This is a genomic window from Metasolibacillus meyeri, from assembly GCF_003049505.1.
Taxonomy (GTDB): Bacteria; Bacillota; Bacilli; order Bacillales_A; family Planococcaceae; genus Metasolibacillus; species Metasolibacillus meyeri.
Genome location: NZ_PYWN01000001.1, coordinates 14,492 through 30,788, shown reverse-complemented (window position 1 = coordinate 30,788; position 16,297 = coordinate 14,492). Strand labels below are relative to the sequence as shown.

General features: G+C 38.9%; 13 protein-coding genes and 1 pseudogene. 2 read left to right on the top strand and 12 right to left on the bottom strand.

Annotated features, from left to right (window positions below; genetic code table 11):
- Positions 1-65 precede the first annotated feature (65 nt).
- From C9J34_RS00150 to C9J34_RS00100, 11 genes and pseudogenes are all read right to left on the bottom strand, one after another.
- A complete protein-coding gene (locus C9J34_RS00150) occupies positions 66-218 on the bottom strand; it encodes a YpzG family protein (RefSeq protein WP_107837822.1) in 153 nt (50 codons plus the stop codon).
- A 48-nt stretch (positions 219-266) separates the two neighbouring features.
- Positions 267-539 carry a UPF0223 family protein gene (locus C9J34_RS00145; RefSeq protein ID WP_107837821.1) on the bottom strand — a complete coding sequence of 91 codons (273 nt, stop codon included), beginning with the start codon at positions 537-539 and terminating at the stop codon, positions 267-269.
- A 20-nt stretch (positions 540-559) separates the two neighbouring features.
- Complete coding sequence (locus tag C9J34_RS00140; RefSeq protein WP_107837820.1) at positions 560-1,519, bottom strand: NAD(P)H-dependent flavin oxidoreductase; 960 nt, start codon at positions 1,517-1,519, stop codon at positions 560-562.
- A 30-nt stretch (positions 1,520-1,549) separates the two neighbouring features.
- Positions 1,550-2,227: an LrgB family protein gene (locus tag C9J34_RS00135; protein WP_107837852.1), complete on the bottom strand. Its 678-nt coding sequence runs from the start codon at positions 2,225-2,227 to the stop codon at positions 1,550-1,552.
- A 1-nt stretch (position 2,228) separates the two neighbouring features.
- Complete coding sequence (locus C9J34_RS00130; RefSeq protein ID WP_107837819.1) at positions 2,229-2,606, bottom strand: CidA/LrgA family protein; 378 nt, start codon at positions 2,604-2,606, stop codon at positions 2,229-2,231.
- Between the two features lie 80 nt (positions 2,607-2,686).
- Positions 2,687-3,469 carry an SDR family NAD(P)-dependent oxidoreductase gene (locus C9J34_RS00125; protein WP_107837818.1) on the bottom strand — a complete coding sequence of 261 codons (783 nt, stop codon included), beginning with the start codon at positions 3,467-3,469 and terminating at the stop codon, positions 2,687-2,689.
- 161 nt (positions 3,470-3,630) lie between these two features.
- Entirely contained in the window at positions 3,631-5,043 is a 1,413-nt protein-coding gene (gene lpdA, locus C9J34_RS00120) for a dihydrolipoyl dehydrogenase (protein ID WP_107837817.1), read from the bottom strand.
- A 3-nt stretch (positions 5,044-5,046) separates the two neighbouring features.
- Positions 5,047-6,354 (bottom strand): dihydrolipoamide acetyltransferase family protein, encoded by a 1,308-nt coding sequence (locus tag C9J34_RS00115; RefSeq protein ID WP_107837816.1) that lies wholly within the window; start codon positions 6,352-6,354, stop codon positions 5,047-5,049.
- A gap of 19 nt (positions 6,355-6,373) precedes the next feature.
- Positions 6,374-7,351, bottom strand: a complete 978-nt coding sequence (locus C9J34_RS00110; RefSeq protein ID WP_107837815.1) for an alpha-ketoacid dehydrogenase subunit beta — start codon at positions 7,349-7,351, stop codon at positions 6,374-6,376.
- Between the two features lie 3 nt (positions 7,352-7,354).
- Entirely contained in the window at positions 7,355-8,470 is a 1,116-nt protein-coding gene (pdhA, locus tag C9J34_RS00105; protein ID WP_107837814.1) for a pyruvate dehydrogenase (acetyl-transferring) E1 component subunit alpha, read from the bottom strand.
- 493 nt (positions 8,471-8,963) lie between these two features.
- Positions 8,964-9,362: pseudogene (locus C9J34_RS00100) on the bottom strand (helix-turn-helix domain-containing protein); the annotation flags it as partial.
- Between the two features lie 235 nt (positions 9,363-9,597).
- Between C9J34_RS00100 and def the strand changes: the two are divergent.
- Positions 9,598-10,155 (top strand): peptide deformylase, encoded by a 558-nt coding sequence (gene def, locus C9J34_RS00095; RefSeq protein ID WP_107837812.1) that lies wholly within the window; start codon positions 9,598-9,600, stop codon positions 10,153-10,155.
- A 234-nt stretch (positions 10,156-10,389) separates the two neighbouring features.
- Positions 10,390-15,507 carry a sensor histidine kinase gene (locus C9J34_RS00090; RefSeq protein WP_107837811.1) on the top strand — a complete coding sequence of 1,706 codons (5,118 nt, stop codon included), beginning with the start codon at positions 10,390-10,392 and terminating at the stop codon, positions 15,505-15,507.
- Between the two features lie 98 nt (positions 15,508-15,605).
- On the opposite strand, the gene C9J34_RS00085 is transcribed toward C9J34_RS00090, so the two are convergent.
- Positions 15,606-16,295, bottom strand: coding sequence for a response regulator transcription factor (locus tag C9J34_RS00085; RefSeq protein ID WP_107837810.1), 690 nt, complete (start codon positions 16,293-16,295; stop codon positions 15,606-15,608).
- Positions 16,296-16,297 lie beyond the last annotated feature (2 nt).

Genomic DNA, 16,297 nt, shown 5'->3' with positions numbered 1-16,297 from the left:
GCCTAAAAAAGCTCCTATAAACAATAACAATCGTTTACGGGAGCTTCATTCACTTTAGCCAAAAGCTAGAGCTGTTTTGATTTGGCAGCAGTTCTCAGCATTTGGTTGTGGAGTGTTAGCTCTGTTTCCCCATTTACTTGAGATTTTTGCTGCTTGTTTCTCGTCCAGTTCTGGTGGATCTTCTGAGATTTCAGGTCTAATTCGTCCTTCTTGCTCATTCGTTCCGCCTCCTTCTGTACAAAAGTGAAATCTCTACTAGTATGCGCTTATTTGATGCGAATAATCACACCATCAGAAGATTCCTTCGCTTCTTTCACTACTTTATAGCTGACATAGCCGCTTGCTTTTTCGAAGTCGCGGAAAATTGTTTTTTCCTCCGCCTGTGAAGGGATAACTTCCTTGAAGCGACGATATTTTGCCATGATTTCCTCACGCTTAATGCCTTTTTCATAGGCTGCCTCGACAACTTCAAAAAAATGTACAACGTCAACCATTTCCTCTGTTGTCCAGTCTGTTGATAGTGGATAAGAATATTCCATTTGGATAACCTACCTTTTCATTATTCGCTCCATTTTACACGAATTGAGGCAGCTTGTGCAACCATGCGCTCAATTAGCTCAGCAACTGTTGGCACATCTTGAATTAAGCCTGCTACTTGCCCCGCCCAGCCAAAGCCTTCCGCGCTCTCACCATCATAAATAAAGCGTTGATTTGCTTTGCCACTAATAAAATCTTTCAATGCTTCATATGTTGGCGTTTCGCTTTCAACTTGTAAAATGCGCTCCGTAAACTCATTACGCAATGCGCGTGCTGGTGCACCAATTGAACGCTTTATCACAGTCGTATCATATTCCGCACTGTGTAAAAGTGCCTCTTTATATGCGTTTGAAGCATGTATACATTCCTTTGTCGCAATGAAGCGTGTTCCCATTTCGATTCCCTCTGCACCAAGTGCGTGTGCTGCCATCCAACCACGACCATCACCAATGCCACCTGAAGCGATTACAGGAATAGAAACATGGTCTACTACTTGCGGTACGAGCACCATTGTGCCAACATCATCACGCCCCAAATGACCACCACCCTCTTGTCCAACAACCATGACAGCATCTGCGCCAAGTTCCTCCGCCTTTTGTGCTTGGCGACGTGCTGCTACAAGTACAAGTTTTTTACATGGTGCATCTTGTAGTATTTCAAAAATCGGTGCTGGATTGCCACCTGTAATCGTGACAACAGATACTTCCATTTCGGCTGCAACCTTCACCATATCCTCATAGTCTTTCCCATGCTGACCGATTGCATAATTAACTCCGAAAGGTTTATCTGTTAATGTACGAACCTTTTCAATTTCTCTGCGCAAATCATCGGGCGTCGCCAAGCTCATTGCAGTAATTTGTCCAAGCCCTCCAGCATTGGATACAGCCGCAGCCAAATCAGCATAAGCTAAATAAGCTAGTCCCCCTTGAATAATTGGATACTTAATATTTAAAAGCTCCGTGACACGCGTCTCCCATTTCACAAAAAATCCCCCTTTATTTCCCCGGAAATACTATAAAAACAACATTGCAAACAATGGACAAATAAATGCCCCTAACACAGCGCTCAATCCCATTGCCAGCGAACCAATCGATACATCCTTTTCCCCATACTCTGTCAATTTCGATACACCTACACCATGTGAGGCACTTCCCATTGAGACACCTCGACTAATCGCTGTGTCAATTTGCGCTAATTTATAAACAGCTGGTCCTAACAAGGCACCTGTAAAGCCTGCAATCATAACGAGCAGTGCAGACAGTGGCACAATACCGCCAACTGTTTCACTCACCTGCATGGCAATTGGTGTTGTTAAAGATTTTGGTAATGCCGTTAACATAAATGCATGTGATGCCTTAAAGCCTTTTAGCAATAAAAAGACACTAATTAACCCTGATAACATCGCAACAAATAGGCTTGAAAGTATCGAATATTTATATTGAAAAACAAGTTTGCGCTGGTTATACAATGGATACGCTAAGGCAACAACGGCTGGTCCTAACATTTTATGAATCCATTGACCACCTTCCATATACGTAGCATATGGGATTTTAAATAGTAAAAGTACAGCAATAAGTGTAAGTGCTGTCGTTAAAATTGGCAGCAAATAAGGCTTGCTCCATTTTGCATAAAGTCTTTGATAAATTAAAAATAAAGCAACTGTACCAACGATGGCGAATAATGCTTGCATTTTATTGCTCACCATCCTTTACTGCAGTCTCTTTCTTCTCAATCCACTGACTCCATTTACCTGTCAATGCAATTGTCAAAAGTGTGCTTATAATAACAGCTAAAATTAAGTAAAGCCCTGCCTTTGAGAGAAGCTCTGGATGATCTACTACGCCAACTGTTGATGGAATAAAAAATAGTGTTAAAAAGGCTAAAAAGAACGTTGCGCCATCTTGAATATATTGTATCTTTATTAGCTTAAAATATAATGATAACCATAATAAAATAAGTCCAATAATGCTAGCTGGAATAAAAATGCCCGTTATATTTACAATGATAACGCCTAAATAATAATAAATTGTCAATATGCCGATTTGGGCAATTGTTCGTATAATTTGCATAACAAAGACCTCTTTTCTTCCCTCATATTGTACGACTTCCGAAATAATCTGTCTATAAGGGATGAAAAGAAAAGGTGGCGCTACAATGCCCCACCAGAACCACCATCAATATTTATTGAAGTACCTGTCACATAAGACGAAGCATTCGAGGCTAAAAATGTAATCACATTTGCTGCCTCTTCAGTGTCACCAATACGTCCTAATGGAATCGCTTCGCCTACTTTTTGCGAATATTCTTCCCATGTTAAGTTAGGTGCATCATTTTTCCAGCGTTTTTCAATTTGATCACTGCGAATTAACCCAATACAAACAGCATTAACACGAATATTATATTTCCCTAAATCCTTGCTCATCGCCTTCGTTAAAGCAAGCCCTGCTGCACGGCTTACAGTTGTCGGTAATGAAGATGCTGGCGGTGTTTTTGCCAAGACTGCTGTGACATTAATAATAGAGCCACCACCAGCTGCTTTCATATGTGATAATGCTGCCTTTGAACAATGAACTGCACCGAATAGCTTTAAATCTAAATCGCTCTGCCATAGTTCGCTACCTACTTGCTCAAACGAATTAGCAGATGCTGTTCCTGCATTATTTACTAAAATATCAAGTCGTCCGAAATGCTCTACCGCTTTTGTTACAACTTCTTGACATTCCTTTTCCTTTGTCATATCCGCAGGCACAATCAAAACTTGTGCTCCTGTTTTTTCCTTAATAGCTGCAGCTGCCACCTCTAAATGCTTTTCACCACGCGCACAAAGTACAACAGACGCTCCCTCCTGCGCAAGCTGCAATGCTGTATAATAACCGATACCTTTACTTGCCCCTGTTATGATTGCTACTTTCCCTTGTAAACCTAGTTCCATTCCCGATTGCCCCCTGTCTTATCATCTCCATCTATAATTATATGAAAATTCCGTAAATATTTCATCTATTTAGGTTGAATTGTGTAGAAATTGTGTGTGTGCCTGGCACCCATACAATTAAAAAAACCCTTTGCCGAAAAGGGCAAAGGATTTTTTAATGCTTATTTTGTTACGATATGGATTGGGTTGCCTAGTAATACTTCAGCAGCTTCCATTGTAATTTCACCTAATGTTGGATGTGCGTGAATTGTTAATGCGATATCTTCCGCTGTCATACCAGCTTCGATTGCAAGACCCATTTCAGCAATCATATCAGATGCACCTGCACCAACGATTTGAGCGCCTACTAATAAGCCATCTTCTTTGCGAGCAACAAGTTTTACGAAACCTTCTGTTGCGTTTAATGCTAATGCACGACCATTTGCAGCGAATGGGAATTTAGCAGCAGTTACTTCTAAACCTTCCGCTTTTGCTTGTTCTTCTGAATAACCAACTGTTGCAAGTTCTGGATCTGTGAAGCACACAGCAGGAATTGCTAAGTAGTCTACTACAGAATGCTCGCCAGCGATTGCTTCAGCAGCTACTTTTCCTTCGTAAGATGCTTTATGTGCAAGTTGGTAACCTGGAACGATATCACCGATTGCATAAATGTTTGGAATTGAAGTACGGCATTGTTTGTCAACGTCAATCAAGCCACGATCAGCAAATTTGATGCCCATTTCTTCAAGACCCATTTCATCAGTATTTGGACGACGACCTACTGTTACTAATACGTAATCAGCTTCAACCGTTTTTTCTTCTCCGCCTACTTCATATGTTACCACAACGCCAGTGTCGCTCTCTTCAACACCTTTAGCCGATGCGCCAACTACTACTTCAACGCCTTTTTTCTTTAAGCCTTTTTTCACGATTTGTGTCATTTGCTTTTCGAAACCAGCTAAAATGTCTTTACCGCCCTCAATAATTGTTACTTGTGAGCCAAGGTTTGCATAAGATGAACCTAGCTCTGTACCGATGTAACCACCACCGATGACAACTAATTTTTCAGGTACTTCTGGTAAAGAAAGTGCACCTGTAGAGTTAATAACGCGCTTTGTAAATTTGAATGTTGGAATCTCAATTGGACGAGAACCCGTTGCTAAAATAGCGTTTTTAAATGTGTAAGTTTGAGCAGAATCTTCATTAATTACACGAACAGTGTTCGCATCAACAAAGTATGCTTCACCTTTTACGATATCTACTTTATTTCCTTTTAATAAACCTTCAACGCCGCCAACTAATTTCTTTACAACGCCATCTTTGAAAGCTTGTGCTTTTGCCCAGTCAAGCTTCACATCTGTTGCTAGGATACCCATATCATCAGAGTGTTTTGCTTGCTCATAACGGTGACCTACAGAAATTAATGCTTTTGATGGGATACATCCAACGTTTAAACATACGCCACCTAAGTTACCTTTTTCTACGATTGTCACTTTTTGACCTGTTTGTGCTGCACGAATTGCTGCTACATATCCACCAGGGCCTGCTCCTACTACTAGAGTATCTAATTCGATTGGGAAATCTCCTACTACCATATTTTACGCCTCCATTAATAATAAGTCTGGCTCACTTAGCAAACGCTTTAAGTAATTTAATGCATTTTGCCCAGTTGCCCCATCAATCATGCGATGGTCAAAGCTCAATGATAATGCTAACACAGGTGCAGCTACAATTTCACCATTTTTTATTACAGGTTTTTCTGCGATACGCCCGATTCCTAGAATTGCAACCTCTGGATGGTTGATTACTGGCGTAAACCATTGTCCACCAGCCGAACCGATATTCGTAATTGACATCGAAGCACCCTTCATTTCTTGTGGTGCTAATTTACCTTCACGTGCTTTTACAGCTAAGTCATTAATCGAGTTAGAAATAGCGAATAGTGACTTACGGTCAGCGTGTTTAATAACTGGAACAAGCAAGCCTTTTTCTGTATCTGCAGCAATACCAATGTTGTAGTAATGCTTTTGAATTACTTCTTGCGTTGCATCGTCTAGTGAACGATTGAATTCTGGGAATTCACGTAATGTGGCAATTAACGCTTTCACTACATATGGTAAGTATGTTAATTTCACACCTTTTTCCGCTGCCATATCTTTGAATTTTTTGCGATGCGCTACAAGTGCTGTTACATCCACTTCATCCATTAATGTAACATGTGGTGCTGTTTGTTTTGAATGTACCATTGCTTTCGCAATCGCCTTGCGAATACCTGACATTTTCTCGCGTGTTTCCGGGAAATCACCTTCTAATACAACAGGTGCCACTTGTGGTGCTTCTACTGTAGCCTCTACTGTTGTTTCTTCTACAGCTTGAGCTGGCTCAGCAACAACTTCTTGTCCACCTGCTAAGAATTTCTCGATATCCTCTTTTAATACGCGACCATTTTTACCAGAACCAACGACAGTGCGAATGTCTACGCCTTTTTCACGTGCATATTTACGCACTGATGGCATGGCAATAATGCGTTTATTATCCTCTACTTTTGCCGTTTCTTCAACAGGTGCTTTTTCTACTGGTTGACCAGCTTCTGCTGTTGCTTGCACTTGCGCCTCTGTTGTAGCTTCTGCTGCATGCTCGTCACCTTTTAATTTTAAGTCTTCATAACCTGGTGCATCGAAACGAATTAATATGTCTCCTACGACTGCTACTACACCTTCTGCTACTAATACTTCTTCTACTGTACCTTCTACTGGAGATGGAATTTCAACGACTGCTTTATCATTTTGTACTTCACATAAAATATCGTCTTCTTTTACTTGATCGCCAGCTTTTACGAACCACTTTACGATCTCGCCTTCATGAATTCCTTCCCCAATGTCTGGTAAACGGAAATTAAATGCCATATTTGTCACCCTCACTTCATTAGAATGTTAAAACTTTTTTCGCCGTTTCCATTACATCTTTATATGTCGGTAACCATACACCTTCCGCTTGTGGGAATGGATAAATTGTATCTGGAGCTGCTACGCGTAAAACTGGCGCTTCTAAGCTTAAAATAGCACGTTCTGTAATTTCTGCTACAACGTTTGCTGCAATACCTGCTTGTTTTTGCGCTTCTTGCACAACAACTGCACGGCCTGTTTTTTCAACAGAAGCGATAATTGTTTCGATGTCTAAAGGCTGAACTGTACGTAAGTCAACAACTTCTACTGAGTAACCTTCTTTTTCTAATTCTTCTGCTGCTTTTAAACTTTCATGTACCATTAAACCGTATGCAAAAATAGATAAATCTTTCCCTTCACGTTTCACATCTGCTTTGCCTAATGGAATTGTGTAAGATTCTTCTGGCACCTCTTCACGGAATGAACGGTAAAGCTTTAAGTGCTCTAAGAAAATAACTGGGTCATTATCACGAATTGATGAAATTAATAAACCTTTTGCATCATAAGGTGTTGATGGAATAACAACTTTTAAGCCTGGTTGCTGTGCCATTAAGCCTTCTAAACTATCAGAGTGCATTTCTGGTGTGTGTACACCACCACCAAATGGCGAACGGATTGTTACTGGCGCACTGTACGTGCCGCCTGAACGGTAGCGTAAGCGTGCTAATTGTCCGCTAATTGAGTCCATTACTTCATAAACGAAGCCGAAAAATTGAATTTCTGGTACTGGGCGGAAGCCTTCAAGAGCTAAACCGATTGCTAAGCCCCCGATTCCTGATTCTGCAAGTGGCGTATCGAATACTCGATCCACACCAAATTCTTTTTGTAAGCCTTCCGTTGCACGGAATACCCCACCGTTTACACCAACGTCTTCCCCGAAAACTAGAACGTTTTCATCGCTCTGTAATTCGCAACGTAGTGCATCCGTAATCGCTTGAATCATCGTCATTTGTGCCATAGCTTATTTCGACTCCTTCTCTTTATAAATTGCATACTGTTCTTGTAAGTTATATGGCATTTCACCTGCATGCATATTTTCAATTAGTTCAGTTACTTTTTGTTTTGGCGCTTGGTCAGCTATTTTAACTGCTTCTTTAATTTCTTCCTTCGCGCGCTCGATTACTTCCTCTTCTTTTTGCTCAGACCATAAGCCTTTTGCTTCTAAATATTTGCGGAAGCGCACGATTGGGTCTTTTGCTGCCCATTCATTATCCGTATCTGCTGTACGGTAACGTGTTGGGTCGTCCCCTGCCATTGTATGTGGACCATAACGGTAACACATTGTTTCGATTAATGTTGGTCCTTCACCATTAACAGCGCGCTCACGTGCATCACGTGTTGCTACATATACTGCTAATGGGTCCATACCGTCTACTAGCACGCTTGGAATACCTGCTGCAATCCCTTTTTGAGCGATTGTTTTCGCAGCTGTTTGTAATTCACGTGGTGTTGAAATTGCGTATTGGTTATTTTGTACGATGAAGATTGCTGGTGATTTGAATGCACCTGCAAAGTTAATTCCTTCGTAGAAATCACCTTGTGATGAACCACCATCACCTGTATACGTAATGGCTACTGCCTTTTTGCCTCGTTTTTGTAAGCCAAGTGCAACACCAGCCGCTTGAATATATTGTGCACCAATAATAATTTGTGGCGCTAAAATGTTGACACCTTCTGGTACTTGGTTACCAATAAAGTGACCGCGGCTAAATAAAAAGGCTTTCGATAAAGGTAAACCGTGCCATACGAGTTGTGGCACATCACGATAGCCTGGTAAAATCCAGTCTTCTTTTTCAAGTGCAAAATGAGAAGCAAGCTGTGATGCTTCTTGACCAGCTGTTGGTGCATAGAAACCTAAACGCCCTTGACGGTTTAATGAGATTGAGCGTTGATCTAAAATACGCGTATAAACCATACGTGTCATTAATTCAACAAGCTCTTCATCCGATAAATTTGGATTTGCTTCCTCATTAACAATTTGTCCTTCTTCATTTAAAATTTGGAACATCTGAAACTTATCTTCAATTTCATGTAATGTTGCTGTTGGATCAAATTTGTTTAAAATATTTTCACCCATCTGTAGTACAACTCCCTTTCAACTGTATTAAAAAATAATCAATAATTATTAGTACAACAAATTCTTCTCCTTGAGTATAAATAATAAAATTGTATCGGTCAATCTTTTGTTTCTCTTTATTAGACACATTCCTTCAAAATTCGACACTGGTAAGTGAAAACGCTATCTCTGTTATACATTAGTATGAATTCTGTATTATAACAAGTTACATCAACACTTGTAATAAGCTTTTCAATAGCCTGTAAAATTTATCACCCATTGCTTATCATGCACTTTTTTTATTAAATCAATTACACTTCAACTAACTGTCGTCCAGATTTTTTCAAGCTGATGAATGGAAATTCCCCCAAAACCTTTACCCTACTTAATGATTAACTAAACTGCCTTTTGAACTACCCCCACTTTCACTACGTTTAGAAGTGGGAGATTCCTAAGAACACCTACGTCACCGAAAGTTTTGATTAGGCTAGCCCCGTAGCTCCTACGGTTAGAAGCCTGGTTTGGATAACTTGATTTTGTTTCCTACAATCGCGATATTACCATTCGTGTGCTTTGTTGTGTAGGATTGTACTTGATTCTTTTTCGACTTGAAACGTGGGGCTTTATTCTGTTTCTTGAAAAATCGTGCATACGAATCCGCAAGATTTTTAAGTGAGGATTGGAGCGCAATGCTATCTACTTCTTGCAACCATACGCATTCCTTTTTTAACTGCGTTAATTCGGCAGAACATGCATGATAAGTTAATCCTTTGCCTGTTTCCTTGTAGGTCTCGTTCCAACGTGCTAAAAAGCAATTAAATACGAAACGCGAACAGCCAATCGTCTTTGCGATGAAGCTTTCTTGTTCTTTGTTTGGGTAGATACGGAATTTGTAGGCTTTGTTCACCAACATGGATTTTCACCTCCACCAAAAAGGAATGTACGTTCTCATTATAATCAATTGACCTACTTTTTGGCTAGCGCCAACCGCCATTCATCTCCCACTTACTCATTGAGCGATGCCCGATTCATTCCTTGAAGTGGGCGGCTTCTGTCGGAAAACGATAAATTTCGAGCTTTTGACATTGAACAGCGGATGACATGTTGTATACTAAAGAAAGAGTTTAAATAGAGAAAGGAAGCTTTTTATGATTTTAATGGAACATATTGTACGTGAAGGTCATCCCATATTACGCACTCGTGCTGAGGAAATGACATTTCCATTAACTGAGGAAGACCGCAAGCTAGCTGCAGATATGCTACAATACTTGATCAATAGTCAAGATGAGGAAGCTGCTGAAAAATATGATTTACGTCCAGGTATTGGCTTAGCTGCAAATCAAGTCAATAGCTCGAAGCGTATGTTCGCCCTACATTTAACTGATGATAACGGGGAGCAACTTAGCTTTGTGGCAATCAATCCGAAAATTGTTAGCCATTCTGTTGAGCAAACTTACATCGAATCTGGTGAAGGCTGTCTTTCAGTTGATCGTGCTGTACCTGGCTATGTCCCTCGCTATGCACGCATTACTGCTAAATTCAAAACAGTGGATGGTGAAGAGAGAAAAATGCGCTTTAAAGGGCTACCTGCTATTGCATTCCAACATGAACTTGACCATTTAAATGGCATTCTGTTCTACGATCACATCAATGAGCAAAACCCTTTTGCGGAAATACCAGACGCCACACCTTTTATTAGAGAATAAAGTGAAGTTAACAGTGGGGATTTTCTTCATTCTCCACCCTTCACTTCAAGTTCTATAACCTGCTGCTGTCGCGTTGCTTTCGATACATGCTTATAGGGTAAAATTCCACTTCAATTAATCCTACATGGAGCTAAAGTACTTTTACACTTTGACTCCATGTATTTTTTTATTTAACCTAATTTTAACCTACGTCTTTTATAATGAATACAGCATGGTAATAGGAGGTGTTGAACATTGAAAAATCACATTATTTTACAAACGAATCAAGGTTGGCACTTACAACGAATGTATATCGATAAATTTCATAATCGAATGCTTGTGAAAAGTATTCACCAAAACTCCGCTGAATATCGAGCCCGATTAAATTATGAATTTTCTTTATTTTCTAATAATATAACCCCTTGGTTATTAAAGCCAATTGCTGTTGACTATATCGACCAACGCTATGGTCTTATTTATGAAGATTTTGATGGTATTGCGCTGATTAACTTTAAAAACATGACGATATCGCAATTTTTACAAGTAGCTATTGAGCTCAGCAATATTTGTATTAGCCTGCATCAAAATCAAATATTATTTTTAGCATTCAATCCGTACCATATTTTAATCCACCCCGATTCCTTAAAGCTAAAACTATTAAGTAGTGACACAAGTATGAAATATGCAATTGGGGCTTCGATTGTACCAGATAGTATACAACCACATTTACAACAACTTCCATACTACGCACCTGAGCAAACGGGAAGATTAAATATGGGCATTGACTATCGGGCAGACTTATATGCACTCGGTGCAATTTTTTATCAATTATTAAGTGGGGCACCCCCATTTACTGGACAAAATACAATCGATATCATCTACAATATTTTATCGAAAAAGCCTGCACCCTTATTAACAACACAGCATAAAAACCTGTTTGCTATTTCTCGAATTATTGAAAAGCTACTCGAAAAACATCCCAGCGCTCGTTATCAAAGTGCGGTTGGCTTAAGAGAGGATTTACTTATTATTCAAAAAGCACTTCTTGCAGATGAACAGCTTGAAGATTTCGATTTAGGTACCGAAGATATTACATTGTTCCCAACATTGACGAGCAAGCTATACGGCCGTGAGCAGCAAACAGCAACGCTTATCCATTTATTTGAGCAAGTAACCAATGGTGACAAAAAAGTGGCGCTTATATCTGGAGAAGCCGGTGTGGGAAAATCACAACTTGTTTACGGTTTAAAAGGAGAAGTAGCAAAAGCAAAAGGCTATTTTATTGAAACAAAATATAATCAATTACAATTAGACAATGATTTTACCTCTGTCATTTATCCACTGCGTGATTTATTAAAACAGCTTTATATGGAAGGTGAACACTCGGTAAGAAATTGGCGCAGCCATTTTGAAAAGGTACAATTACACGTTACAGCAGATTTAATTATTTTATTGCCCGAGCTGCGCTGGTTTTATGATAGCAACAGCATTCAAGATATATCTTATGAGGATAGCAAGCAATTACAAGCTTATTTATTTAGTAGCATTAAAAAAATATTACAAAGCTTTGCACACCAAAAAAAGCCGATTGTTTTATTAATTGATGATTTACATTGGGCAGATAAAAATACATTGCAAGCATTGTTTGATATTTATGAACAGCATCGAGAAGGCTTTTTAATGGTTATTAGCACACTGCGTCTTGCTGAAAAAAGCGTAGAGGAGGAGAAGCTGTTAAAAGACATGCTTCCTTCTCATAAGCATATGGAGCTAAAGGTGCTAAAAGAGGCGGATATTACGCTTTGGCTTCAAGAATCACTCCATATGCATGCGGAAACAACGGTCGAAATCGTTAAGCATTTAACAAATTTAACGAACGGAAATCCGTTGTTCATTAGGGCGGTATTCAGCTCCTTACAACAAGATAATACGATTTATTTAGATTTTGAATCGAAACAGTGGCGATTCAATATACAAAAATTTAATCAAGCTGCGCTCAATTCAGAGCTGTTGCTATTTCTTGAAAATAAGCTTGCGAATTTGCAAGCAGATACACTGCATGTGTTGCAAATCGCTGCATGCTTAGGGACCAAATTCGATTTTCATCTATTACGTCAGTTAGTCAATTTTACTGGTCAAGAACTTTTAAAACAACTTGATTTGCTCATAACAAATGGCTTTATTATTCCTTTAAACACCGACTTCAAATGGGCTAGCCAACTTGATTTAGAAGAAGTGCTTTTAACACACACCTTAAATTTCCAATTTGTGCATAATCGCTTTCACCAAGCTGCCTATAAAAAACTCTCGGAACAACAAAAGCTTGAGCTTCATTATCAAATTGGTCAGCTTTTTACAACACTTCTTACGCATTCACAAGATAGCTATGAACTGCATGAAGTCGTCAAACATTTCAATTACTGTCGCTCATTATTAAGCGACCAAGAAAGGTATCAACTAGCAATTTGGAACTATCAACTTGGTGTTAACACTAAAAAAGTAGGGCTCTTGGAAAACGCACTATCATTTTTAACAATTAGCCAAGACTTACTCCCATCAAATTGTTGGCAAGTCATGCGTAAAGAGGCGATGGATATTTATATTCATTTAGGGGAATGTGAATGTTTATTAGGCCATTTTGAATCTTCGGATAAACATTTATCAGAAGCGCTACTACATTCCGAAACATTGCTTGAAAAGCTATCTATCTATAATTTAAAAACATTGCTTTATATAGAAGAGGAGGACCCTCACACAAGTATCGAGGCAGGTTTAACGGGACTAACTGAAGCAAAAATGCCAATTCCAGCGCACCCTAACAAGCTTCAAGTATTAAATGAATTAATCAAACTACAAATTGCTTTACGCAATAAATCAGATCAAGACTTGCTGCATGCTCCAACTTTTGACAATAAAGAAATGGAGATTGCGGTTCAATTATTAATTAATATGGCGGCAAGTACGGTAAGAATCGATTCTAATTTGACAGGCATTTCCCTAATGCGTGCCTTCCGCCTGCAATTGAAATATGGACTTGGTGCAAAAGGAGCTATTATCTTTGTTAATTATGCGATGCTCTTAAACTCAGGATTCGGTAATATTAAGGAAGCCATTCGCTTTAGCCAGCTTGCTATCGAAGTAGCCGACAAGCAAGATAGCATTTACATTAAAGGACATGTTTATTATGTATATGGCTTATTTATTAGCCATTGGACGGATTCATATGAAACAAGCATCTATTATATGAGTAAGGCACAGCAATATTGTCGTGAAATCGGATTGTACATTATTGTTACAACTGCCTCCTGCTTTATCATTGTAGCGCAGCTTATCCGTGGGACAACAATTTCTGAGCTACAGCAAGAAATTAAACAACAGCAGGATGAAGTGTCATTAAATGCTACATCTTTAACGATTGATTTTCTAGCAGAGATGGCTTTATGGATGAATATACTACGCGACCCATATCACCCGATCGAATGGTCTTATCCATTCAAAATACAAGATCAACCAATTATTAAAATGATGCATTATTCTGTTCGATTACAAATGTCCTTTTTACTAAATAATGAACAGCAAGCTTTAGCTGTACTAGCATTGTTAAATCCTATTTATAAGGAAGTATTCGATTTGCCGATTACAATACGATATTATTTTTATCGTGCACTATGGCAATTTAACTGGCTAGCGCAACACAAAGGCAGTCAGCGAGAGCAAAAGAGATACCGTACAGAAATAAAAGAGAGCATAGAAAAATTTAAAAAATGGATGAAGTTCGCCCCTCAGCATTACGAACATTTATATTTATTACTATTGGCAGAAAACTGCCGTTTAAATAATAAGGACGAGAAAGCAAAGCTTTATTATGATCGGGCAATACAACTTGCAAAAATGCGTCATTTTATCCAAGATTGTGCCATCGCTTACGAACGTGCGGCAAACTATTATAAAATAAAGGGGCATGATGTTACGGCTCACTATTATAGCGCACAAGCCATTCATGCAGCTCGTCAATGGGAAGCAGAAACTGTTGCGAGGCAATGGGAAATGCTATACGATGTTCACAGCATGCCACTTATCGAACAGCACAGCAATTTAAACAGTAGCTTAGAAATGCTGACAGTGCTTGAAACAACGCAATCCTTTGCAAAAGATATTCAAATGGAAGGTCTGCTACAAAATATTTTATTTTCATTGTTAAAGCATGCAAGTGCAACAGTAGGCTACTTTATTCATAAGCGAGCCGATGAGCTCATTGTGTTAGCAAAAGCTGAAGCGGATAATACGATCTTTGCCACATATGAACAACAGCATCTTGAACAATTTCATGAAAATATGCAATCCATTGTGCGCTATGTTATTCAAAGCGAGGAGCCTTGTATTATTCAAAATACAAAAGTAGCAAATGCCTTATTGCGTACACCTTCAACAGCAAAGTCCATTTTATGCTTGCCAATTCACCATAAAAGTGAAATTATTGCGGTTTTATATTTAGAAAATACATTAACGGTAAACGCTTTTCATGCAACACAGATCGACTTGCTCAAAATGCTTTCTACACAGATTGCGATTTCCATTGAAAATGCCCAAATATACGAGGAACTTGAACAACGTGTGCAAGCACGAACGAGACAAGTAGATGAAACAAACCAGCATTTGAAAAAAGTAAACGAGCAGCTTGCCAAAAATGAGCTTGAGCGAAAAAAGCTATTACACAGTATTTCTCATGAGTTGCGCTCACCAATCACTTCTTCTTTAGGCTATATTGAACTGATTTTAGATGGTGTCATTACAGAGGAAGAGGAAAAAATAAAATATTTAACTCGCGGTAAAGAGCGATTACTTTCTTTAAATATGCTCATTCAAGATTTATTTGATTTAGCTAATTTAGAATCTGGCAGAGCCGAATACCGATTTAACAAAATAAGTGTAAAGGAGCTTTTCCAACAATTTGAGCTACGTTATGAACATGAAGTTGGCCAGCTTGGCTTACAATACAGCGCAAACTTTTATGGCTCACCGTATGCACAGTTACTCGTCGATCCTGCACGCATCCAGCAAGTATTTGAAAATATTATGTCAAATGCAATGAAATATACAGAAAGTGGTAGCATCGAATTAGCTATTTACACAAATGATGAGCAATTCATTTGCTCCGTTAAAGATAGTGGAATTGGCATACCTACAAGCGACATACCATTCGTATTTGATAGCTATTATAGAGCGTCAAATTCAACGATAAAAAACTCTCACGGCATTGGGCTTGCCATTTGTCAGCAAATTATTACACAGCATCAAGGGGAAATTAGTGTAACGAGCTCTGAGCATAACGGTTCAACATTTACCTTTACATTACCTTTATTAAAGGATTGATGTTTGAACACCCTTCAAAATAAAACCCGAGCTATCCGTGGTTTTCTCAAGAGAATCCCATCAGATAGTTCGGGTTTACTTCGTCATCCCAAACTCTATTAATCTTTATTACTAAAAATATAGCCAAAGCCACGAACTGTTTGAATATACTTGGGCTGTGAAGGATTGTCTTCGATTTTCCGACGCAATGTGCTCATATGCACAGATAACGTTTTTGCATCTGCTGTACCATCAAATCCCCACGCATGATTAATTAACTGCTCTACACTAAGTACCCTATTGACATTTTCTAAGAAATAAAATAACAGTTGCCTTTCTTTCGTGTATAAATTGATTAGCTGTCCTTCTTTATAAACCATCTTATCGTGGAGACGGACTTCCAAATTACCTAACGTGATAATTTGCTCATTTTTCGTTGCCGACGCTCTTCTTTTCAAATGTGCCTGTACACGTGCAACAAGCTCTCTTGGAATAAAGGGCTTCGTTACATAATCATCCGCCCCTACCTCAAAACCTTGCAACTTCTCATCAATTTGATGGTTTACAGTTACAAAAATAAGGATAGCGTCTGATATTTCTCGAATTTTTTCAGCTAATTGAAAGCCATTGCCATCTGGTAAATTGACATCTAATAAAATTAAGTCTGGTTGATACTTCGATACCCCATGCCAGCCTTCCTGAAAGGTCGTTGCTTGCGATACTGTATAATTAGCACTTTTCATTGATAAAGCCAATACTTCCATAATATCTTCATCATCTTCTACTATTAATATTTTTTCGCTCGCCACCT

What these genes read in the sequence shown, in the direction of transcription:
- C9J34_RS00150 (WP_107837822.1), bottom strand. Translation starts at nt 218, where the DNA reads ATGAGCAAGAAGGACGAATTAGACCTGAAATCTCAGAAGATCCACCAG.
- C9J34_RS00145 (WP_107837821.1), bottom strand. Translation starts at nt 539, where the DNA reads ATGGAATATTCTTATCCACTATCAACAGACTGGACAACAGAGGAAATG.
- C9J34_RS00135 (WP_107837852.1), bottom strand. Translation starts at nt 2,227, where the DNA reads ATGCAAGCATTATTCGCCATCGTTGGTACAGTTGCTTTATTTTTAATT.
- C9J34_RS00130 (WP_107837819.1), bottom strand. Translation starts at nt 2,606, where the DNA reads ATGCAAATTATACGAACAATTGCCCAAATCGGCATATTGACAATTTAT.
- C9J34_RS00125 (WP_107837818.1), bottom strand. Translation starts at nt 3,469, where the DNA reads ATGGAACTAGGTTTACAAGGGAAAGTAGCAATCATAACAGGGGCAAGT.
- lpdA (WP_107837817.1), bottom strand. Translation starts at nt 5,043, where the DNA reads ATGGTAGTAGGAGATTTCCCAATCGAATTAGATACTCTAGTAGTAGGA.
- C9J34_RS00115 (WP_107837816.1), bottom strand. Translation starts at nt 6,354, where the DNA reads ATGGCATTTAATTTCCGTTTACCAGACATTGGGGAAGGAATTCATGAA.
- C9J34_RS00110 (WP_107837815.1), bottom strand. Translation starts at nt 7,351, where the DNA reads ATGGCACAAATGACGATGATTCAAGCGATTACGGATGCACTACGTTGC.
- pdhA (WP_107837814.1), bottom strand. Translation starts at nt 8,470, where the DNA reads ATGGGTGAAAATATTTTAAACAAATTTGATCCAACAGCAACATTACAT.
- def (WP_107837812.1), top strand. Translation starts at nt 9,598, where the DNA reads ATGATTTTAATGGAACATATTGTACGTGAAGGTCATCCCATATTACGC.